The organism is Streptomyces pyxinicus (assembly GCF_024753135.1).
In the GTDB taxonomy this organism is placed as follows: Bacteria; Actinomycetota; Actinomycetes; order Streptomycetales; family Streptomycetaceae; genus Streptomyces; species Streptomyces pyxinicus.
On record NZ_JANUGP010000008.1, the window covers coordinates 62,384 to 83,737 of the forward strand.

Here is a 21,354-nt window from a genome sequence, read left to right on the forward strand (position 1 = left end):
GACGGCACGCGAGGACGGCACGGAGGCACGGCGATGGACGAGGCGCGGGCGCGGGACGTACTGGCCGCGGCGAGGGTGCTGCCCGGCGCGGCCGGGGACGCGCGGCTGCTGGCCCTCGGCGAGAACGCGGTGTTCGCCGCCGGCGGCCTGGTGGTGAAGGTGGGCCGGGACGCCGAGCTGCTGGAGCGGGCCCGGCGCGAACTGGACATCGCCGGCTGGCTCGCCGCGGCGGACGTGCCGGCGGTGCGGGCGGCCGAGCCGGAGCCGCTGCTGGTCCAGGGGCACCCGGTGACCGTGTGGCACCGGCTGCCCGATCCGGTGCGGCCGGCCGAGCCGCGGGACCTGGCCCGGCTGCTGCGTCTGGTGCACGCACTGCCCGCTCCCCCCTTCGTGCTGCCGCCCCGCGAACTGCTGGGCGGTGTCGAGCGCTGGCTGCGGCTGGCGGGCGACGCGATCGACCCCGCCGACGCGGCCTACCTGCGCGAGCGCCGGGACGGCTTCGCCGCGGCGGCCGCCGCGCTGACGCCACGCCTCGCGCCGGGGCCGATCCACGGCGACGCGCTGCCCCGCAATGTGCACATCGGGCCGGACGGGCCGGTCCTGGTCGACCTGGAGACCTTCTCCGCCGACCTGCGCGAGCACGACCTGGTGGTCATGGCCCTCTCCCGCGACCGGTACGGGCTGCCGGCCGGGGCCTACGACGCGTTCACCGAGGAGTACGGCTGGGACGTGCGGGAGTGGGCGGGCTGCCCGGTGCTGCGCGGCGCCCGGGAGACGGCCAGCTGCGCCTGGGTCGCCCAGCACGCACCGGCCAACCCCAAGGCGCGGGAGGAGTTCCGGCGCCGGGTGGCGTCGCTGCGGGACGGCGACGAGACGGTGCGCTGGTACCCCTTCTGAGCACCGCCGCGGACCGGTGCGGGCGGCTCAGATCCGCTCGTCCACCGACTGCCGCAGCGGCCACGCCCCGTCGACCACCGCGTCCGCCTCGCCCTTGCGGCGCAGGAAGTCCTGGAAGTCCGCCGCCCAGGCCGCGTACCACTCGATCTGACGGGCGTGCAGCTCCGCGACGGGCAGGGCCGCGATCTTCGGGTGGCGTTCGGCTATCGCGAAGGCGAGATGCGCGGCGGCCAGGGCATCGGCCGAGGCGTTGTGCGCGGCGCCCAGGACTATGCCGTACTCGGCGCAGACCGCCTCCAGGTTCCGCTTGCCGCGCCGGTAGCGGTCCACCCGGCGGTCGATGGTGTACGGGTCGACGACCGGCGCGGGCGGGGCGCCGCCCAGCCGGTCCACGAGCGACGGCAGGCCGTAGCGGCGCAGTTCGGCGGAGAGCAGGGTGAGGTCGAAGGCGGCGTTGTAGGCGACGACCGGCACGCCCGCCGTCCAGGAGGAGACCAGGACGTTTGCGATGGCGTCGGCCACCTGGTCGGCCGGGCGGCCCTCGGCGGTGGCGTGGGCGCTGGTGATGCCGTGTACCGCGACCGCGTCGGCCGGGATCTCCACGCCCGGGTCGGCCAGCCACTCCCGGTGCCCCAGCGGCTCCCCGGCCCTGACCTCGATCACCGCGCCGGTGACGATGCGCGCCTCGTGCGGATCGGTCCCGGTCGTCTCCAGGTCGAAGCCGGTCAGCGGCTCCCGGTGCCAGCCCATGGGCGGTCCCCCTTCTCGGTGGTGCTTTCCCCCAGTGGCCTCCACCATCGCACGGGGCACTGACAGTCCGGTCCCCGGCGTTCCGCTTGCCGGCGGCGACGGGTCAGGACACCGGGCGCGAGTCCGCCCACGCCGTCTCGAACTCCTCGCGGTAGGTCGGGAACAGCCCGGCCTCGCCGGCGTCGCCCGGCGTGACCAGCCGGCTGCCGCCTCGCAGCACCAGCACCGGCGACTCCATCCCGCGCGCACCGCGCAGGTAGGACTGCACCACGGCGATGCCGTCGGTGCCGTCGCCGTCCACCAGGTAGGCGGTGAAGCGGGGCGTCTCGTCGTACACCTGGATCTCGAAGGCGCCCGGGTCGCGCAGCCGGGAGCGCACCCGGCGCATGTGCAGGATGTTCATCTCGACCGACCTGCTCAGTTCGCCCCGCTTCATCCCGAGTTCGCGCTCGCGGCGCTTGACGGAGCTGGAGGCCGGGTTGAGGAAGAGCAGCCGTACCCGGCAGCCGGACTCGGCGAGCCGGACCAGCCGGCGGCCGGAGAAGTTCTGCACGAGCAGGTTGAGCCCGATGCCTATGGCGTCCAGCCGGCGGGCGGAGCCGAAGATGTCCTCGGCCGGGAACTGCCGCATCAGCCGCACCCGGTCGGAGTGGACGGCGACGACGTCGGCGTACCGGTCGCCGACCAGGTCCTCGACCGCGTCCACCGGCAGCCGGCGGGCGGAGGGCACGTCGCCGCCCGCGCCGAGCATCTCCAGCAGCCGGGCCGAGGCCCGCTCGGCCTGACCGAGCACCGCCTCGGACAGGGCGCGGTTGCGGGAGACGACGTTGCGGGTCACCTCCAGCTCGTCCAGGGCGAGTTCGAGGTCCCGGCGCTCGTCGAAGTACGGCTCGAAGCACGGCCAGTGCTGCACCACCAGCTCGCGCAGCTGGGGCAGGGTGAGGAAGCTGAGCACGTTGTCGTCGGCCGGGTCGAGCAAGTAGCCCTTGCGGCGGCTGACCTCACGCACCGCGACGGCGCGCTGCACCCACTCCTGCCCGGCCGGGCCGGCGGCGGCCACCACCCAGTCGTCACCGTGCACGGGTTCGTAGACGGGACGCAGGACGGCGGCCACGACCGCGCGCAGCCGCTGCTCGACGAGGTTCAGCCAGATGTAGGCCCGGCCGGCCCGCTGGGCGCGGGTGCGGACCTCGCGCCAGGCGTCGGCGTCCCAGTCCAGCTCCGGCCCGATGGACCCGGCGTCCATCGGGCGGGCCAGGGACACCGCGCCGGGCGGGACGTCTGTGGAGTTTCCCTCGTGACCCTCGTCACCAGGGGGCAGCTCCAGCCCTCCCGCGCCCACCCGCGCACCGCCTTCCGATCCCGGGCCTTCCCCGTCTCAACGATCAAGGAAGGGTACTCCGCGCACGGTCGGCGGTGCAGCCGGATGGACAGGTCGGTTTTCCGGCCGTGGGGCTCAACTACGCCATTCCCAGTGACCGTTCTGCCATGCCAGGTCCTTCGGAGTGAGCGGATTCATAGCCGTGACGTCCCGGGGGGCGATGGAGAAGCCCTGCCAGTGCACCGGCATGGGCTGCTGGTCCTCGTCCCGCGCGATGTGGTGGAAGCCGACGTTCACCCAGACCACCGGGTGGGTGAGGCTCTGGCCGTTGGCCCACTTGTCGACGGACTTGGGGTGCCCGGCGGCGCACGCGGGGTTGTCGCTGGCGAACAGCTCGCACTTGTCGTACTGGGTCACGTACAGGTCGTGCTTGGTGAAGGGGCGGCCGGGGTACTTGGTGGTGGGGCCGGGAACCAGTTCGTAGGAACGGGCGTGCCCGTCCTTGTTCTTGCCGGTCGCGCTCACCATCCGCCACCAGCGGTAGGTCTTGTAGTCGGCCGCGAGTTCCTTGGTGATCTTGGTGCGGGTGGTCTTGGCGGTCGGCCCCTCCTGGTGCCCGGTGGGCGCGCTGACGGTCGAGTCGTACTGCTCGACCCGGTTCTTCGACGAGCCGTCGAGGCCGAAGTCGAGCCGCCAGAACACGTTGTGGCTGTGGCTGGTGGAGTAGTCCCTGGCGCCCTTGCCGATGGGCCAGCCGCGGCCGTCCTGCGCGTTGTAGTCCTCGAAGGAGAGGCTTCCGGTGGCGCCGACGTTCATGCTGATCATGCCGTCGTCCTGGAACCGCCACTCGGTGATGTACTCGTACCAGCCGACCTGGTTGACGGTGTACACCAGCAGGTCCTTGCCCTGCTGCTGGTAGACCTTGTCCGGCGAGAAGTCGTGCATCCGGTAGGCGTGACCACGCGAACGAGTGGTCGTGCACAGGCCGTTGACGTTGGGGTGCTCCGGGTCGCCGTCCGGGACGCGGACGCTCTTGATGGTGCCGCCGGGGCACTCGCCGGGCGAGAGCTGCTGGAGGCCCTGGCCGAAGTTCTGGCCCGTCAGGTCGTAGTACTCGTGCTTGCCGTCGTCGTAGGGGACGTGGATCTGGCCGAGTCTGGCGCTGTTGAGGACCTTGATCGGCTTGGCCTCGCCCTTGGGCTGGTAGCTGACGTCGTCCAGGACCAGGCCGGCCTTGCCGTCGTAGCGCCAGCACATCCGCCAGGTGGTGCCGGTGGAGAGCTTCTGCTCGATCTTGTAGGCGGAGCTGCAGCCGGGGGCCGCGGCGGCGGTGCCGGTCGCCGGGCGCGCGGCGGCCGGGCCGGCGCCGACGGTCGCGCCGGCGGCGAGCGCGGCCAGGGACAGTCCGACGACCGCGCTCTTGCGCGCGGTCCGGGCCGCGGTGTGCGGCCGGGCGGCGCCGGACAGGCGGTTCCGGATCGCGCCGGACACGCGGTTCCGGGCCGCGCCGGGCAGGTGGTTTTCGGGCATGAAGAGATGGCTCCCTTGCCAAAGGTGTGCGGATGAGGGCGGGCGGTGGGTCAGCCGCGGTCGAGGGCGGCGGTCTTGCCGGTGCTGAGGTCGATCACCAGGTCCCTGGTGTCGATCCAGGGCCCGTTGCGGACCTTGGAGAACAGCCGTACGCACCGGTGTGCGCCGCAGGCGTCGAGCACCGCGGGCTGGGCGCCGGGGGCGGCCCGGTAGATGCCGCCGCTCAGCTCCAGCTGGTCCGGCGAGGTCAGCGCCTTGCCGGTGGCGTCCTTGTAGTCCGCCTTGAGGCCCGCCCCCAGTGGAGCGGCGATCAGGATCCGGGCCGCCTCGGTGTTCTCGGCGCGGCTCGGCGGCGGCTGCACACCGTGCTGGGTGCCGGTGTGCTCGACCTTGCCCGTCCGCAGGTTCACGGTCCTGGTGACGAGGGTGTCGTTCCGGTAGTCGTAGAAGGTCACGTCGGCCCGGCGCGGCGCGTCCGGGTCGTCGGCCTCGTCGGCCTCGGGCTCGGCGAGGTCGACGCTCAGCCGCTGCGCTCCCCGGCCCCCGTCGACGTCCTGCCCGGTGGCCGAAAGCTGCCCGCCCGCGGCGATCCTCGCCACCCGCCGGGTCTCGTCCTCGGTCAGCGGATCGCCGCCGGTGCCCTGCTTCCCTTCGCTGGGCGCCCCCTCCACGACGCCCGGAGGCGCCGCGTTCCGGTCCTGTCCGGCCGACAGTGCGCCCCGGGTGCCGCCGGCGGCGCCGCCGGTCTCCTGCGCGCCCGCCGTGCCCGGCAGCGTGACCGCGACCGCGGCGGCGGTACCCGCCGCCGCCAGGGCCGCACCGGTCAGGATCTTGCCGAGATGACGGTGGAATGTCTCGTGCACATCTTCCCCCAACTCCCGCTGGTCGACGGGAGTCTGTGATTGCCCCGCTGTTTCGGCGCGTGGCGGGTATCAGAACCGCCATGCGCTCAGGTCGCTGGGTAAGAGGCGGTTGAGCGATGCGAGGTTGTGTCACTTTCGGACGAGACTCGGGGCCAACGCGGCCCCAGGCGGACCGCACACCTGGGAGAGTCGTATTCATGCAGGTCTGGCCTGGAGAGGCATATCCGCTCGGCGCCACCTACGACGGCGCCGGAACCAACTTCGCGGTCTTCACGGAGGCCGCGGACCGAGTAGAGCTGTGTCTGCTGCACGACGACGGCTCGGAGACGGCGGTGGAACTGCGCGAGAGCGACGCCTTCGTGCGGCACGCGTACCTACCGGGCGTGATGCCGGGACAGCGGTACGGGTTCCGGGTGCACGGCCCGTACGACCCCGCGCGCGGGCTGCGCTGCAACTCGGCGAAACTGCTGCTCGACCCGTACGCGAAGGCGGTCAGCGGCGCCATACGGTGGGGCGAGGAGGTGTACGGCTACCACTTCGACGAGCCCGAGCGGCGCAACGACCTCGACTCGGCGCCGCACACCATGACCTCGGTGGTGATCAACCCGTACTTCGACTGGGGTGACGACCGGCCGCCGCGCACCGACTACCAGCACACGGTGATCTACGAGGCCCACGTCAAGGGCCTCACCATGCGCCACCCGGGGCTCCCCGAGGAGCTGCGCGGCACGTACGCCGCGCTCGCGCACCCGGCGATCATCGAGCACCTGACCAAGCTCGGGGTGACCGCCCTCGAACTGATGCCGGTGCACCAGTTCGTGAACGACCACCGGCTGGTCGACATGGGCCTGAACAACTACTGGGGCTACAACACCATCGGCTTCTTCGCCCCGCACAACGCGTACGCCTCCTGGGGTGACCGCGGCCAGCAGGTGCTGGAGTTCAAGTCGGCGGTCCGGGCGCTGCACGAGGCCGGGATCGAGGTCATCCTGGACGTCGTCTACAACCACACCGCCGAGGGCAACCACCTGGGCCCGACGCTGTCCTTCAAGGGCATCGACAACCCGTCGTACTACCGGCTGACGGACGACCCGCGCTACTACATGGACACCACGGGCACCGGCAACTCGCTGCTCATGCGGTCCCCGCACGTGCTCCAGCTGATCATGGACTCGCTGCGGTACTGGGTCACCGAGATGCACGTCGACGGGTTCCGCTTCGACCTCGCGGCGACGCTCGCCCGGCAGTTCCACGAGGTGGACCGGCTGTCGTCGTTCTTCGACCTGGTGCAGCAGGACCCGGTGGTCTCGCAGGTGAAGCTGATCGCCGAACCCTGGGACGTCGGCGAGGGCGGCTACCAGGTGGGCAACTTCCCGCCGCTGTGGACGGAGTGGAACGGCAAGTACCGGGACACGGTCCGTGACCTGTGGCGGGGGGAGCCGCGCGCGCTCGCGGAGTTCGCCTCCCGGCTGACCGGCTCCTCGGACCTCTACCAGGACGACGGGCGGCGCCCGAACGCCTCGATCAACTTCGTCACCTGCCACGACGGGTTCACCCTGCACGACCTGGTGGCCTACAACGACAAGCACAACGACGCCAACGGCGAGGACAACCGGGACGGCGAGAGCCACAACCGGTCCTGGAACTGCGGTGCCGAGGGCGACACCGATGATCCGGCAGTCCTCGGACTCCGGGCCCGCCAGACGCGGAACTTCATCGCGACGCTGATGCTGTCCCAGGGCGTGCCGATGCTCAGTCACGGCGACGAGTTCGCCCGCAGCCAGCGCGGCAACAACAACGCCTACTGCCAGGACAACGAGGTCTCCTGGGTGCGCTGGCCCGAGGACGATCCCGGGCTGCTGGAGTTCACGCGGGCGATGGTGTGGCTGCGCCGGGACCACCCGGTCTTCCGGCGCCGCCGCTTCTTCCACGGCCGCCCGGTGGAGGGCACGCACGACGAGCTGTCCGACATCGCCTGGTTCACACCCGAGGGCGGTGAGATGGCCCAGCAGGACTGGGACTCGGCACCGGCGTCCGCGCTGACGGTGTTCCTCAACGGCAACGCCATCTCCGAGCCCGGACCGCGCGGGGAGCGGATCGCCGACGACTCGTTCCTGCTGATGTTCAACGCCTCCCCCGAGCCGCTGGACTTCCTGGTCCCCGTCGACCACGGCCGCCAGTGGCAGGTGATCGTGGACACCGGCCGCCCGGAGGGGGTGCCGCCGGGCACAGGCGCGAAGGTCACGGCCGGCGACCGGCTCACCCTGCCGGACCGCAGCCTGACGGTGCTCCAGCGGCCGGCCTAGGTCTCCGGACGGTCTCTGGGCCCCTCGCGCGCGGTCCGGTGCGGTTTCCGGGCTCCGCGCGCGTGTCCGTTCCCGCGGGCACGCGCGCGGGGTGCGTCACCCGGCCGGCGGCGGCTTCCGTACCGGGTCGGGTGACACGAAAGACGGCAGGGTGGGTACGTAGCTCTGCATGACTTCTGAGCCTCCCGGACCGGCCGTGCCCACGTCCACCTACCGGCTGCAGCTCCAGCCCGCGTTCCCGTTCGCCGCGGCGGCGGCCGCCGTGCCGTACCTGGCGTCGCTCGGCGTCTCGCACCTGCACCTGTCCCCCGTCTTGGAGGCCGTCCCGGGCTCCGCGCACGGCTACGACGTGGTGGACCACGCGCGCGTGCGGGAGGAACTGGGCGGCGAGGACGGCTTGCGCGCGCTGTCGCGCACCGCGCGGGAGCACGGTCTCGGCCTGGTCGTGGACATCGTGCCGAACCACATGGCGATGGCGCCCCGGCACAACCCCGCCCTGTGGGAGGTGCTGCGCGAGGGGCCCGCGTCGCCGTACGCGCGCTGGTTCGACATCGACTGGGAGGCGCAGGGCGGCCGGGTGCTGCTGCCGGTGCTCGGCGGCCCGGTCGGCTCCGAGCTGGACCACCTCCGGGTCGACGGGGACGTGCTGCGCTACCACGACCACGCCTTCCCGCTGCGCGCCGGCACCGCCCACCTGCCGCTGCCGGAGCTGCTGGATGCCCAGTGGTACCGGCCGGTTTGGTGGCGGCTGGCCCGCACCGAGCTGAACTACCGGCGGTTCTTCAGCATCTCCGAGCTGATCGGGGTGCGCGTGGAGGACCCGGACGTCTTCGACGCCACCCACGCCAAGATCCTCCAGCTGCTGCACGAGGGCGTGGTCGACGGGCTGCGGATCGACCACCCGGACGGCCTCGCCGATCCCGACGGCTATCTCGCCCGGCTGCACGAGGCCTCCGGCGGGCGCTGGACGGTCGTGGAGAAGATCCTCGCCGACGGCGAGCACCTGCCGGCCTCCTGGCCGGTCGCGGGCACCACGGGCTACGACGCCCTGCGCCAGGTCGACGGCCTGTTCACCGACCGGGAGGGCGCCGGGGAGCTGGCCGCGCGCTACCGGCACTTCGCGGCCCCCCAGACCGACCGGGGCGGGAACTGGGACGCGACGGTGCGGCGGGCCGCCTACAAGGTGCTCACGCACGAGCTGGCCACCGAGACGGACCGGCTCACCCGGGTCGCCGCCCGGCTGTGCGCGGCCTCGCCGGACCTCGCGCTGCGCGACCGGGCCCCGTGGGCGCTGCGCACGGCCCTGGAGGAACTGCTGGTGCGGATGCGGGTCTACCGGCCCTACACCTCCGGTGACGCGGGCACCGTGGTCACCGAGGAGGCCGCCGCGGAGGCCCGGCTGGCCTTCGTGGTGCCCGAGGAGGCCGCCGCGGTGGACGTCGTACGCCGGCTGCTGGTCGAACCCCCCGGGCCGGTCGAGGAGGGCACCGGCCTGGCGGAGTTCCGCGCCCGGTTCGCGCAGACCGCGTCCGCGCTGCGCGCCAAGTCGGTCGAGGACACGGCGTTCTACCGCTACGTGCCGCTGCTCTCGGCGAACGAGGTGGGCGGCGATCCGGGGCACCCGGGGGTCGCCGTGGCGGACTTCCACGCGTACTGCGCGCGCGTGCAGCGCGACTGGCCGGCCGGCGGCACGGTGGTCTCCACGCACGACACCAAGCGCAGCGCCGACGTGCGCGCGGCGCTGGCCGTGCTCACCGAGTGCCCGGACCGCTGGGCCCGGCTGCTGGCCGAGGTGACCCGGCCCGGGGAGACCGTGCCGGACGGGCAGTTGGCCTGGGCGGCCTGGCAGACGGTGTTCGGGCTCGGCCCGGCGGCGGAGGAGCGGGTCCACGAGGCGCTGCTGAAGCATGTGCGCGAGGCGGGCATGTACACGAGCTGGACGGAGCAGGAGCCGCCGTACGAGGAGGCGGTGGCGGCCTTCCTGACGGCCGGGCCCTGCGGGCCGCCCGGCGAGCGCGTGGCCGCCTTCCGCAAGGCCCTGGACCCGCACGTGCGGGCCAACGTCCTCGGCACCGCGCTGGTCCACCTGACGATGCCCGGGGTGCCGGACGTGTACCAGGGCACGGAGGACGAGTACCGGGCACTGGTGGACCCGGACAACCGGCGGCCGGCGGCCTTCCCGCCACCGTCGGCCGGCGAGAAGGCCGCGCTGACGTCGGCCGCGCTGCGGCTGCGCGCCCGGCGCCCCGCCGCCTTCGGCACGGCGGCCTCCTACGAGCCGCTGACCGCCGACGGCCCCGCGGCCGAGCACTGCCTGGCGTTCGCCCGCTCGGGCGAGGTGGTCACGGCGGTCACCCGGCTGTCGCTACGGCTCACGGAGTCGGGCGGCTGGCGGGACACCCGGCTGTCGCTGCCGCCGGGGCGGTGGGCGGACGCGCTCGCCGGGGGCCGGGAGTTCACCGGCACCGCGCGGGTGGCGGACCTCTTCGACGGGTCGCCGGTCGTGCTGCTGGAGCGGGTCGCGGAGGGTTGAGGGATGCTCTCGTCCGAGGCGGGTGGTCCGGGCGGAGGCGTCAGACGTGCTCAACCGGCAGCCGAGGGGCCACCGGCGTTCGCGGGCGACAGACCTCCTTGACAGGTCGCCGGTGGCGCTGCTGAAACGGGATCACCGAGAGCCGAACGGCCGCGGACCCGGGACCGGCACCCCGGCCGGCAGGCCGACACGCTCACCCGGGAACCGGGATTTCCCCGACGCCGGGCGCGCGAGACCTCCTGGCAGGTCGCCGCTGGTCCCACTGGAGCAGGTCGCGGAGCCTGAGCAGACGGCCCCGCAACCGACACCCCGACCGGCAGGCCGACACGCTCACCCGGGAGCCGGGATTTCCCCGGCGCCGGGCACGCGAGACCTCCTGGCAGGTCACCGCTGGTCCCACCGGAGCAGGTCGCGGAGCCTGAGCAGACGGCCCCGCAACCGACACCCCGGCCGGCAGGCCGACACGCTCACCCGGGAACCGGGATTTCCCCGGCGCCGGGCGCGCGAGACCTCCTGGCAGGTCACCGCTGGTCCCACTGGAGCGGGTCGCAGAGGCTGAGCAGACGGCCCCGCAACCGGCGCCCCGGCCGGCAGGCGGACGCGCTCACCGAGGGCCGGGAGGCCACCGGCGCCGGGCGCGACGGACCTCCCCGACAGGTCGCCGGGCCGGTCGGGGAGGACTGAGCAGGCGTCCCGGCCGAGGCCGGTGGCCCGGGTGGGACGCGGTCGCGTGCCAGCGGTGAGGACCCTGGGGCGCGGCGCTCTCCCGGCCCGCCGGGTCGTGCGCCCGGGCGCCCCGGGCAGGGCGCCGCCCCATGCTTGACAGTTCACCCATCGCGTGCGGGACTTGGAGGGCGAAGCCGGGCGGAAACCAGTCGGGGGTGAGTCTCCTGCCGGAGCTGCGCTACCCAAGCGTTCCCGAACTGGTCGCCCTCGCGGAGGCGTTGGCGGCTCGCGAACCCGGGCTGTGCACGCTGCGGCAGGTGGGCCGCTCGCGCGCGGGAAGGCCCCTGCACCTGCTGTCGGTGGGGCACGCCCGGCGGGCGGTGCTGGTGGTCGCGGGCGCGCACGCCAACGAGCCGGCGGGCGGCTCCACCGTGCGAGTGCTGGCCGAAAAGGTGCTCGCGGAGCGGGAGTTGCGGGCGGACGCCTCCTGGCACTTCCTGTTGTGCGCGGACCCGGACGGGGCGAGTCTGCACGTGACGCCCGCGCCGCGCAGCCTGCTCGACTACCACCTCGGGTTCTACCGGCCGACGGGCGCGGAGCAGCCGGAGTGGTCGCCGTCCGTGCTGCCCCCCGACCGGCTGCCGCCCGAGACCCGAGCCCTGACCCGGGTGATCGACGAGGTGCGGCCCTACCTCCAGGTGACCCTGCACGGCACCGATCTGGGCGGTAGCTGGGTGCAGTTGACGCGGGACGTGCCGGGTCTGGCCGAGCCGTTCGCCAAGTCGGCGGCGGAGCTGCACATCCCGGTGGAGACCGGCGCCTCGGACGCGGCGGGCTGGCCGGCCTCCGGGCCCGGGGTGCATGTGATGCCGGGCCCCGAGTCGGGTCTCGCCTTCCCGAGCATGCCGGACGACGCCCGGCACAGCACCTGGTACCACGCGCACCGCTACGGCGGTCTGACGGCCGTGGTGGAGGTGCCGATGTGGGCGAGCGACCTGGTGGACGATCCGGCGCCGCACCCGGCACCGGAGGCGGCGCTGCGCCGGCTGGCCCGGCGGCTGCTGCGGGACTCGCTGGAGGTGGAGCGGATCCTCGTCGAGGCACTGCCCCGGCTGCACGGCGCGGACGGTCCGCTGCTGCGGGCGTCGCGCTGGGCGCTGGAGCTGATACCGGGCCTCGCCGAGGACTGGACGCACACGGCTCCGGCCGGCACGACGATGGCCTACGTCGGCAGCGTGGACGCCTTCGGCCGGCGGCTGCCGCTGCGGGCGGCGGCGATGCTGCTCCGGGTGCTGCGGGAGGCCGACGACCGTGCCGCGCCCCGGCTGGAGCAGCTCGTCGCCTCCTGGTGTGACGCGTTCGCGACGCGTTTCCGGGCCCGCTGGGTGCCGTTGGAGCACCAGGCGGAGCACCAGTCCCGGACCGTGCTGGTGGCGGCCCAGCAGGCCCGGGAACAGGCCGCGTGAGGCCCGTCGAGGGGCTCGCTCAGCCGTCGAGGGCGAAGACCGAGCCGGTGCGGGCGCGCATCACACAGTGGCTGGAGTACGTCTCCTGGAACTTCACCGGCCGTCCTTCCCACTGACCGCGCGCGCGGACGGTGACTGGCGCCCAGATCATGGTGCAGAAGCCGCTGCGCACCGGGACGCGCCCGATGTCACCGTGCGCGGCGCCGAGTTCGGCGCAGGCCTCGGCGGCGCGCGCGTGTCCCTGCGGCGGGTCGCACAGCAGCAGGGTGCCGCGCGTGTCGCTGGACCGGGCGTCGCCCTTGGTGACCGTCAGGTAGAGCCAGTTGCCCGGGAAGGCGTCCCGGGACGCCGCGTGGGCCGGGCTCGCGGTGAGGAGACCGGCGGCGGCCAGCAGGGCACCGGCCGCCGCTGCCGCTCGGGTGAGGAGAGTCATGCCTCTTGCATCGGCACCGCGGCCCGCGTTCCGCAGTACGGCTCACCCGAACGGGGCGGAACCCGCGCGCCCGGCTAGCTCACCGCGAGCCGGAACGCCACCCGGCCGAAGGCGACCTGGTCGCCCTCGCGCACGACGACCGAGCCGATCACCCGGCGGCCGTTCACGGTGGTGCCGTTGGTGGAGCCGAGGTCCTTGAGCACCCACAGGCCGCCCTGGTTGCTGAGTTCGGCGTGCGCCCGCGAGACCGTCTCGTGGTTCAGCCGCAGCCCGCTCACCGGGTCCCGGCCGATCCGCAGCGGCCGGGTGTGCGCCGGATGCGGCAGCAGCAGCTTGGGCAACCGCTCGGCCTGCCAGGCCCGGCGCAGTCGTACCGTGAACCCGGAGACGGCCTCGACGCCGCCGAACACCGCACGGGAGAAGCGGTTCTCCCGGGGCAGGTCGGCGACGAGCGCGGCCAGTTCGTCGGAGCGGCGCGCCACGAGCGCCAGTTCCATGCGGCGCACGAAGGTGTCGTGCGACAGCCTGCCCAGGGCGACGCCGTCACGCAGCGCCTGCAGCGCCTTGTCGCGCTCCGCGTCGGACAGCCGCGCGGGGTAGAGGGAGAACTCGAAGGACGACGTCACGCAGGTGATTGTCGGTCAGTGAACCCCGAGTGTCCAGAAACGCGGAAATCGATGCCCGGGTACGGGTACTTCCGCGACACCCGGCGGGAAACAGTGGATTCGAGGGCGTATTGATCGCCGGGGCGGCACGATGGAGCCGCGGGACAACACGGTGGACAGACGAAGGGGAACCGTCCGTGCAGTTCGAGGTGTGGGCACCGCAGGCAGACCGAGTGACGCTCCAGTGCGCGGGCGCCACGCGCGCGTTGGCGCGCGATCCCGACCGGACCGGCTGGTGGACCGGTTCGGCTCAGGCGGAGGACGGGACCCGGTACGGGTTCGCGCTGGACGACGGTCCGGTGCTGCCCGATCCGCGCTCGCGCCGCCAGCCGGACGGCCCGGACGGCCTGAGCGCCGTCGTGGAGCACGAGCGGTACACGTGGCGGGCGCGGTGGCACGGGCGCGGGCTGCCGGGCGCGGTGCTGTACGAGCTGCACGTGGGCACGTACACGGACGAGGGCACCCTGGACGCGGCGGCGGCCCGGCTGGAGCACCTGGTGGAACTGGGCATTACACACGTGGAGTTGATGCCGCTTTGCCCGTTCCCGGGGCGGCACGGCTGGGGGTACGAGGGGGTGTCGCTGTGGGCCGTGCACGAGCCGTACGGCGGCCCCGAGGCACTGAAGCGGTTCGTCGACCGGGCGCACGAACTCGGTCTGGGTGTCGTCCTGGACGTCGTCCACAACCACCTGGGGCCCTCCGGCAACTATCTGCCCCTGTTCGGGCCGTACTTCACCGACACGCACCACACGCCGTGGGGCTCGGCCGTGAACCTGGACGCGCCCGGCTCGGACGAGGTGCGCGCGTTCCTGCTCGGCAGCGCGCTGGCGTGGCTGCGGGACTACCGGATCGACGGGCTGCGCCTGGACGCGGTGCACGCGCTGTGGGACACCCGCGCGCGGCACTTCCTCGAAGAGCTGTCGGCGGCGGTGGACGGCCTCGCCGAGGAACTGGACCGGCCGCTGTTCCTGGTCGCCGAGTCCGACCTGAACAACCCGCGTTTCATCACCCCCCGCGCGGAGAACGGTCTCGGGCTGCACGCGCAGTGGAACGACGACTTCCACCACGCCCTGCACACCGCGCTGACCGGCGAGTCCCAGGGCTACTACGCCGACTTCGCGCGCTCCCCGTTCGCCGCCCTCGCCAAGACGCTCACCGGCGGCTACTTCCACGACGGCACGTACTCCAGCTTCCGCGGCCGGCACCACGGCCGTCCGCTGGACCGGGCGCGGGTGGCCGGGCACCGGCTGCTGGGCTACAGCCAGACCCACGACCAGGTCGGCAACCGCGCCCAGGGCGACCGGCTCGCCGCCCGCCTCTCCCCCGGGCTGCTGGCCTGCGCGGCGACGCTCACGCTGACCGCGCCCTTCACCCCGATGCTGTTCATGGGCGAGGAGTGGGCCGCCGGCACGCCCTGGCAGTTCTTCACCGACCACACCGATCCCGAGCTGGCCGCAGCGGTACGGCGGGGCCGGCGGCGGGAGTTCGCGGAGCACGGGTGGGCCGAGGAGGACGTACCGGACCCGCAGGACCCGGCGACCCGGGACCGGTCGTGCCTGGACTGGTCGGAGCCCGAACGCGAGCCGCACGCGCGCGTGCTGGCCTGGTACCGGCGGCTGATCGCGCTGCGGCACGAACAGCCCGACCTGACCGATCCCGACCTCGCCGACACCAGGACGGCCTACGACGAGGAGGCGCGCTGGCTGGCCTTCCGGCGCGGTGACCTGCGGGTGGCGGTGAACTTGGGCAAGGAGGCGGCCGCGATCCCGCTGGGCACCGGCCGCGCGCAGGTCCTGGCGGCCTGGGAGCCGGTGACGGCCCCGGGCGCCGACGGCCTGCTCCAGGTCCCGGGCGAGTCCTGTGTGATCCTCACGCAGCCCTGAGCGGCCGGAAGGCCATTACGGCTGTTGCGGCCTTACGGCCTTCACGGCTCCGGGTCGGGGTCCTGGAAGTCGGTCACGCGCTCCAGCAGGATCGGCTCCCAGGCCCGCTCCAGCCGGGTGCGCGGCAGGGCCGCGCGGCCGGTCGCGCGGCCCTCCAGGTGAGCGGTGAGGTGCATGACGGTGTCGCAGCGGGCGAGCCACAGGCCGCGCAGGCAGGGGCGGGGGCCGTAGCCGGCCAGGGTGGCGGCGCGGCCGGCCGCCGGGGAGCCGACGGCGACGGCGAGCCGGGCGATGTCCTCGGCGGGGTCGCCGACGGCCGCCTCCGTCCAGTCCAGGACCCCGCGCACCCGCCCGTCCGCGCTGACCACCACGTGCTCGCCGACGAGGGCGTGGTGGGTGAGCACGGCGTGGCCGGGCTGCGCGGCGAGCTGGGTCGCGCCGGCCGGGGTGAGCTGCTGGAGCCGGGCGGCGTCGAACTCGTCGGCGGCGGCGAGCCGTTCGGCCGCGTGCACGGCCATCCGGCGCAGCGCCTCCAGGGAGCGCGGGGCGGTGCGGGGCACGCCGATGGTCTCGGCCTGCCGGACCGGGACGGCGCGCAGCCCGGTGAGCAGCCCGGCGAGGTCGGCCTCGCCGACGGCGGACACGTCGTGCTCCTCGGCGGTGCCGCCCGGCACCAGGGCGTCGAGGGTGCAGGCGAGGCCGGGCGCCCAGTCGCCGTGCGCGACGCTGACCGGGACGGTGACGGGCACGTGGGGGCGCACCAGGTCCCGCAGCCGCAGCTCCCGGCGGCGCGGCACGGAGGCGTCGCGGTCGGGGGCGAGGCGCAGCACATGGCGGTCGCCGACCCACCAGGTGTACGCGTGGCCCGCGCGGACGGGCCGCACCTCGGGTCCGCCGCCGTTCGAGGCGTCCGTGTCGTCCGTGCCGTTCTTGAGCAGGGAGCGGACCAGTCGCCGGACGGTGTCCGCGGTGGGTGTCGGTGCCTGGGTCATGGGTAGCGCGTGTGCCGTTCCGGGTGTCGTCGAGGGGTGTCTCCTGGGGCTCAGTCCACTATGACCATCTCACGCGTGGTGTCGTTGAACCGCCGTCCGCCGTCCGCCGTCACGGTGACGATGTCCTCGATGCGCACCCCGAACCGGCCGGGCAGATAGATGCCGGGCTCCACCGAGAAGCACATGCCGGGCACCAGGGGCTGTTCCTCGCCCTCGATCATGTACGGCGGTTCGTGCGTGGTGACGCCGATGCCGTGCCCGGTGCGGTGGATGAAGTAGGCGCCGTAGCCGGCGTCGGTGATGACCGCGCGGGCGGCGCGGTCGACGTCCTGGCAGGCCGCGCCCGGCCGGACGGCCCGGAAACCGGCCTCCTGGGCGGCGCGCACGATGTCGTGGACGCGGCGCTCCTCCTCGGTCGGCTCGCCGACGTGCACGGTGCGGGTGGTGTCGGAGCCGTAGCCGTCCTTCAGGCCGCCGAAGTCGAGGACGACCATGTCGCCCCGCTCGATGACGCGGTCGCCGACCTCGTGGTGCGGGTTGGCGCCGTTGGGCCCGGAGCCGACGATGGTGAAGTCGACCTGGGAGTGCCCGAAGCGGCGCAGCAGGTCGGCGAGGTCGCCGCCGACGTCGGACTCGCGGCGGCCGGCGAAGGGCAGCTTCCGGATCTCCTCGAACGTGGCGTCCGCCGCCGCGCCGGCGGCTGCCAGCAGCTCCAGTTCCGCGGCGTCCTTGACCGCGCGGAGCATGGGCAGCGCGTCGGTGAGGGCCGCGTAGGAGCTGTCGGGCAGGGTGCGCTGGAGGCCGAGGAGGTGCATCGCCCAGGTGTTGTCGCTGATGCCGAACCGGCCGCCGGCGTCGAGGAGGGCCCCGGTGACGGCGTACGGATCCTTGCCGTCGGTCCAGTCGCGCAGGGTCAGCACACCGGCGCCGGTCGCCTGCTCGGCGTCGGGTGCCTCCAAGGTGGGCACGACGAGCACGGGGTCGTGGCCGGGGGTGAGGACGAGCAGGGTGAGCCGCTCGGTGACGGCGGTGGGCGTGTACCCGGTCAGCCAGACCATGTCGGGGCCGGGCGCCACGAGCAGCCCCGCGAGGCCGGCGTCGGCGGCGGAGCGGGCGGCGCGCTCCATCCGGGCCCGGTAGTCGGCGGCGGTGAAGGGCGCGGACGCGTTACCGGTCATACGGGCCTCCGGCGCGGGTGAGGAAGAGGGGCCTGGCCATGCTGCCATCATCGCCCGGGGCGCCACCGGTCACCAGCGGGTTTCCGGGACACGGCACGCCGCCGGCGGACCACCGCGGGGGTCCCGGGACCACACCGGTCCTGACCGGGCATGGACCTGGGCCGCAACACCGTCTGTTCCATGCTTCGCTCGCCTCCGCTTCCTGGCTCCCTCGCCTCCCCCTGGTGCTCTACCCGTCACACCGGGCCCCGACAAGACACGAACGAGTGAGACTGGCCGAAGCGTGGCGGAGGGTAGCCATGGGCCGACGTGGCAGGCCGGGGTGCGGAGGGGACGCACCGGCCCGCCACGAACACGCGGAGTGGGTGTCAGCCCGCCGGCCGGACCAGGAGGGCCGGGGTGCGGTCGGGTAGGAAGCCGTGGGCTCGGGTGCTGAGCCATTCGTCTCGGTAGCGGTCGACGTTGCTGTGCCAGTTGAGGATGCCGGCCAGCCAGTTCTGGAGGTCGAGGACGTAGCCGTCCATGGCTGCTCGGCCTGCCTCCGTCAGGGCGAAGTCGTCGTAGAGGACGGGTAGTTCGTGGGCGATGACGTGTTCGAACTGGCGCATGCGCTGGGTCGTCAGGTCGTGTACGACACCGAGGGCGGTCGGGTAGTCGACCCCGAAGAAGGTCTGCACGACCAGGATGGCGTTGTGCATCTCGCCCTCGTACTCGATCTCCTTCTGGTACGAGAAGATGTCGTTGAGGAGGCAGGCGTAGTCGATGGCCGCGTTCTCCAGGGAGCGCACCGGGCCGCTGCGGTACACCTCCGGTGGGACGGCGGGGCCGTGGCCCATCCGGCACAGGCTCAGGGTGAGGTCGGAGCCGAAGGTGGAGCGCCGCATCTCCAGGTAGTCGACCGGGTCGGGGACGCGGTTCTGGAGCTGGTTGGACAGCTCCCACACCCAGCTCTCGGTCATCGTGTCGACGGCGGCCTTGAGGGTGCGGCGCTGGTCGGGCGTCATGTCGGCGGTGGTGCGGGCCCACAGGTCGATCAGCGAGCGTTCCATGGCGTCGCCGGGCACGATCGTGGGCGGCCCCTCGACGGGCATGCAGGCCGACAGCCGGGCCGTGGTGAGGCGGGCGGCGGCCAGGTCGCGCCGGTGGCCGTAGACCAGCGGGTAGTAGTCGTCGCCGTAGGTGCCGAAGGCGAGCCACTGGGCGCTGAGGTCGAGGGCCTCGGGGGTGGCGTCCGGGTCCAGGCCCGCGGAGCACAGCGCGAGGTCGTAGGCGCGCAGCTTGTCCTCGTCCCAGACGCCCTCCTCCAGCATGCCGACCTCGTGCGTCCAGGTGAGGAGGGTCCGGCGGGCGCGGTCGAGGTGGGGGCTCAGCTCCAGCCGGTAGGGCATGTGGAACTCGGGCAGGATCGCCGGGCCGACCTTCTGGTAGGGCACGTGGGAGTAGGCGCGCAGCCGGTCCTGGGCCGCCGAGGCGAGCAGGGCGCCGATGTCGGCGGCCGAGGTGCCGCGCCCGGTCGGGAGCTGCCACGGCGAGGTCCGGCGGGCGCCCTTGTTCATGTAGCGGCTGGAGCGCATGTGCCACTCGTGGCCGCCGGACTGCCAGTCCTGGAGGCCCTTGGTGTAGGCGGCGACGGCGGCGACCTGGTCGGGCGCGAGACCGTTCTCCAGGGCGACGGCCGGCACCTCGGTCAGCGCGGTGTGCTCGAACTGGTGCAGGCGTGAGGTGAGGATGTCGTTGACGGTGTCGGCGGCCTCCTGGGTGGTGCAGCCGAAGAACTTCTCCAGGACGAGCACGCCGTTGCTGTTCTCACCCTCGTCCTCCACCTCCCGCTGGTAGGAGAACAGGTCGTTGCGCAGGTGGACGGCGTCGGAGAACGTCTCCATCAGGACGCGCAGCGGGCGGGTGCGGGCGACGGAGGCGGGCACCTCGGCGGTCGCGTACTCCACGAGACCCGCCGACCAGGGGGCGCCGCCCACCTTGCGGCGCATCTCGATGTACTCGACGGGGTTGGCGATCCGCCCCTCGTTGATGTTGGACAGCTCCCACATCGACTCGTTGAGCAGGTGCTCGGTGGCGACGGAGAAGCGGCGCCGCCAGTCCACGGACATCGCGGGCACGGTGCGCGCCCACAGGTCCTTCAGGCCGGCCTCGACCGGGTTCTCCGGTTCCGGCACCGGCGTCGCGGGGTCGAGCGGCATGAACAGCGGGAGCCGGTCCAGGTGGGCCTTTCCGGCGGCGCGGTCCGGGGTGCGCTTGAACATGTCGAGGAAGTGGTCGTCGAAGAAGAACACCCACACGTACCAGTCGGTGACGAGGGAGAGGGCGGGTCCGTCGCAGTCGGGGTGGGTGTAGGCGCACAGCAGACCGTAGTCATGCGCCTCCAGGTCGGCCTGCTCCCAGATCCCGGAGCCTTCCAGCATGCCCATCTCGCGGGCCCACGCGGTCGAGTGGGCGCGTGCCTCGTCCAGGTGGGGGTTGAGCCGCGCGGGATACGGCATGTAGAAGTGCGGGAGTTCGAACGGCTGGGTCATGGCCGGGCCCTACCCGCGCCCCCGAAGGCCCATCCACGGCGCCGCACATGATCACACCATCGCGTGAACCGCGCCCGGAACGCGGGACTTTCGGGCCTGTCCGGTGCCGCGCCCCGCGCCCCAAGGCTTCGTCACCGGGGCCGGTCGGTCAGGAGACCTGGATCAGGGCATGGGTGCCGTTCGTCCGCCACCGCTGGTCCTCGGCCGCCACCAGCGCGGCCTCGGTGTCGGCGGACAGGCCGGTGATGACGTCGGACTTGAGGGTGCGCAGCGCGGCGACCGGCCCGGGGAAGTAGTCCGTGACCCGCTGGAAGGGCGTGGTCGGCGGCCACAGCCGGTCGCCCACCAGGCGCCGGTAGTTGAGGTCGCCCTTGAGGACGGTCAGGGTCGCCGCGGCGAACTCGGCGCGCAGGTCCGCGGGCATCCGCGAGTACGGCAGCGGGGCACAGGAGAAGGGATGGGCGCGGACGTCGATCCGGCCGTCGGCCAGGGCCGCCCACAGCGCGCCGCCGTACGCGCCGGCCGCGCCCGGCGCCGCCCGCAGCCGGTGCAGGGCGTCGACCACGTCGGCGGTGGTGGCGTCGGAGACGTAGTAGGGGTACGGCTTGACGTGCAGCACCGCCCGCGCGATCCGGCCCTCGGCGAGGAGGTGGGCGATCAGGAGCAGGTCGGGGACGAGTTCGCGGCCGGCGTTGTCCGCCACCAGCACCAGCGTGCCCGTCCCGCCGGGCGGCAGCAGCGACCACAGGGCCTCGCTGTCGTCGGCGACCAGCGCGGGCGCCGGGCCGTGGGCCTCGGCACCGGCGGCGGAGATGCGGAAGCCGAGGTCGGCGCGGTTGCCCCACAGGGAGCCGTGCAGCAGGGCGCGGCCCCGCTCCTCCTCCGGCAGCTCCCGCAGGCCGTCGAGCGCGGCCAGTTCGGCATCGGTCTCCGGGGCGTCCAGCTCGGCCCGCTTGAAGGGCCGGAAGGGGTCGACACCCCGCCAGGCGCCGGGCCCGAACCAGCCGACCGCGTCGAGCAGTCGGCGGTAGAACCAGCTCTCGGACCACAGCCACGGCACGTCGTACCAGGACCGCCCGGTGTGCTCGGCCAGGTCCCACTCCAGCCAGCGGTCCCGGTCCGGGGCGTCGGCGGGAAGCGGCTCGACGGCGCCCTCGGCGCAGTTCGCCAGCAGCGCGTCCAGCGCCCGGTGCTGCGCGGGGCCGTAGGGGAACGCCCCGCGGACCCGCTCGATGATCGCGGGGTGCCGTTCGGCCAGCACGCTGTGCGGGAACGAGCCGGGTTCGCCGCCGAGGAGCACGGGCGCGGTGGGGAGGTCGGGCATGTCCGCCACCGTACCC

15 protein-coding genes are annotated in these 21,354 nt (G+C 73.6%); 5 read left to right on the forward strand and 10 right to left on the reverse strand.

The genetic code is table 11. The features are described from left to right. Positions 1–33 precede the first annotated feature (33 nt). Positions 34–897, forward strand: a complete 864-nt coding sequence (locus NX794_RS13135; protein WP_258778661.1) for a phosphotransferase enzyme family protein — start codon at positions 34–36, stop codon at positions 895–897. Between the two features lie 27 nt (positions 898–924). On the opposite strand, the gene NX794_RS13140 is transcribed toward NX794_RS13135, so the two are convergent. The 4 genes from NX794_RS13140 to NX794_RS13155 form a co-directional block, all read right to left on the reverse strand. Next, on the reverse strand, positions 925–1,647 hold the full coding sequence (locus NX794_RS13140; protein WP_258778662.1) for a 3'-5' exonuclease: 723 nt from the start codon (positions 1,645–1,647) through the stop codon (positions 925–927). A 103-nt stretch (positions 1,648–1,750) separates the two neighbouring features. After that, positions 1,751–2,989 carry a DUF5919 domain-containing protein gene (locus NX794_RS13145; RefSeq protein ID WP_258778663.1) on the reverse strand — a complete coding sequence of 413 codons (1,239 nt, stop codon included), beginning with the start codon at positions 2,987–2,989 and terminating at the stop codon, positions 1,751–1,753. A 114-nt stretch (positions 2,990–3,103) separates the two neighbouring features. Next, positions 3,104–4,498 (reverse strand): copper amine oxidase, encoded by a 1,395-nt coding sequence (locus tag NX794_RS13150; protein WP_258778664.1) that lies wholly within the window; start codon positions 4,496–4,498, stop codon positions 3,104–3,106. Positions 4,499–4,548: 50 nt separating this feature from the next. Continuing rightward, positions 4,549–5,361 (reverse strand): Tat pathway signal sequence domain protein, encoded by an 813-nt coding sequence (locus tag NX794_RS13155; protein WP_258778665.1) that lies wholly within the window; start codon positions 5,359–5,361, stop codon positions 4,549–4,551. Between the two features lie 197 nt (positions 5,362–5,558). On the opposite strand from NX794_RS13155, the gene glgX reads away from it, so the two are divergent. From glgX to NX794_RS13170, 3 genes are all read left to right on the forward strand, one after another. Continuing rightward, a complete protein-coding gene (gene glgX, locus NX794_RS13160; protein ID WP_258778666.1) occupies positions 5,559–7,667 on the forward strand; it encodes a glycogen debranching protein GlgX in 2,109 nt (702 codons plus the stop codon). Positions 7,668–7,836: 169 nt separating this feature from the next. Next, on the forward strand, positions 7,837–10,200 hold the full coding sequence (gene treY / locus NX794_RS13165; RefSeq protein ID WP_258778667.1) for a malto-oligosyltrehalose synthase: 2,364 nt from the start codon (positions 7,837–7,839) through the stop codon (positions 10,198–10,200). A gap of 881 nt (positions 10,201–11,081) precedes the next feature. Next, positions 11,082–12,332, forward strand: coding sequence for a M14 family zinc carboxypeptidase (locus tag NX794_RS13170; RefSeq protein WP_258778668.1), 1,251 nt, complete (start codon positions 11,082–11,084; stop codon positions 12,330–12,332). Positions 12,333–12,351: 19 nt separating this feature from the next. Here NX794_RS13170 and NX794_RS13175 read toward each other — a convergent pair whose 3' ends face one another. Together NX794_RS13175 and NX794_RS13180 are read right to left on the reverse strand one after the other, a co-directional pair. Then, positions 12,352–12,765 (reverse strand): SSI family serine proteinase inhibitor, encoded by a 414-nt coding sequence (locus NX794_RS13175; protein WP_258778669.1) that lies wholly within the window; start codon positions 12,763–12,765, stop codon positions 12,352–12,354. A gap of 74 nt (positions 12,766–12,839) precedes the next feature. Next, on the reverse strand, positions 12,840–13,391 hold the full coding sequence (locus tag NX794_RS13180; protein WP_258778670.1) for an FHA domain-containing protein: 552 nt from the start codon (positions 13,389–13,391) through the stop codon (positions 12,840–12,842). Positions 13,392–13,567: 176 nt separating this feature from the next. On the opposite strand from NX794_RS13180, the gene treZ reads away from it, so the two are divergent. Then, positions 13,568–15,313: a malto-oligosyltrehalose trehalohydrolase gene (treZ, locus tag NX794_RS13185; RefSeq protein ID WP_258778671.1), complete on the forward strand. Its 1,746-nt coding sequence runs from the start codon at positions 13,568–13,570 to the stop codon at positions 15,311–15,313. 41 nt (positions 15,314–15,354) lie between these two features. Here the strand turns inward: treZ and NX794_RS13190 are convergent, their stop codons facing one another. The 4 genes from NX794_RS13190 to NX794_RS13205 form a co-directional block, all read right to left on the reverse strand. Beyond that, positions 15,355–16,305, reverse strand: coding sequence for a phosphotransferase family protein (locus NX794_RS13190; protein ID WP_258778672.1), 951 nt, complete (start codon positions 16,303–16,305; stop codon positions 15,355–15,357). A gap of 50 nt (positions 16,306–16,355) precedes the next feature. Then, positions 16,356–17,483, reverse strand: a complete 1,128-nt coding sequence (locus NX794_RS13195) for an aminopeptidase P family protein (RefSeq protein ID WP_258778673.1) — start codon at positions 17,481–17,483, stop codon at positions 16,356–16,358. A gap of 368 nt (positions 17,484–17,851) precedes the next feature. Then, positions 17,852–20,014, reverse strand: a complete 2,163-nt coding sequence (gene cyc2, locus NX794_RS13200; RefSeq protein ID WP_258778674.1) for a germacradienol/geosmin synthase Cyc2 — start codon at positions 20,012–20,014, stop codon at positions 17,852–17,854. A 148-nt stretch (positions 20,015–20,162) separates the two neighbouring features. Then, a complete protein-coding gene (locus NX794_RS13205; RefSeq protein ID WP_258778675.1) occupies positions 20,163–21,338 on the reverse strand; it encodes a damage-control phosphatase ARMT1 family protein in 1,176 nt (391 codons plus the stop codon). Between the last annotated feature and the right edge of the window lie 16 nt (positions 21,339–21,354).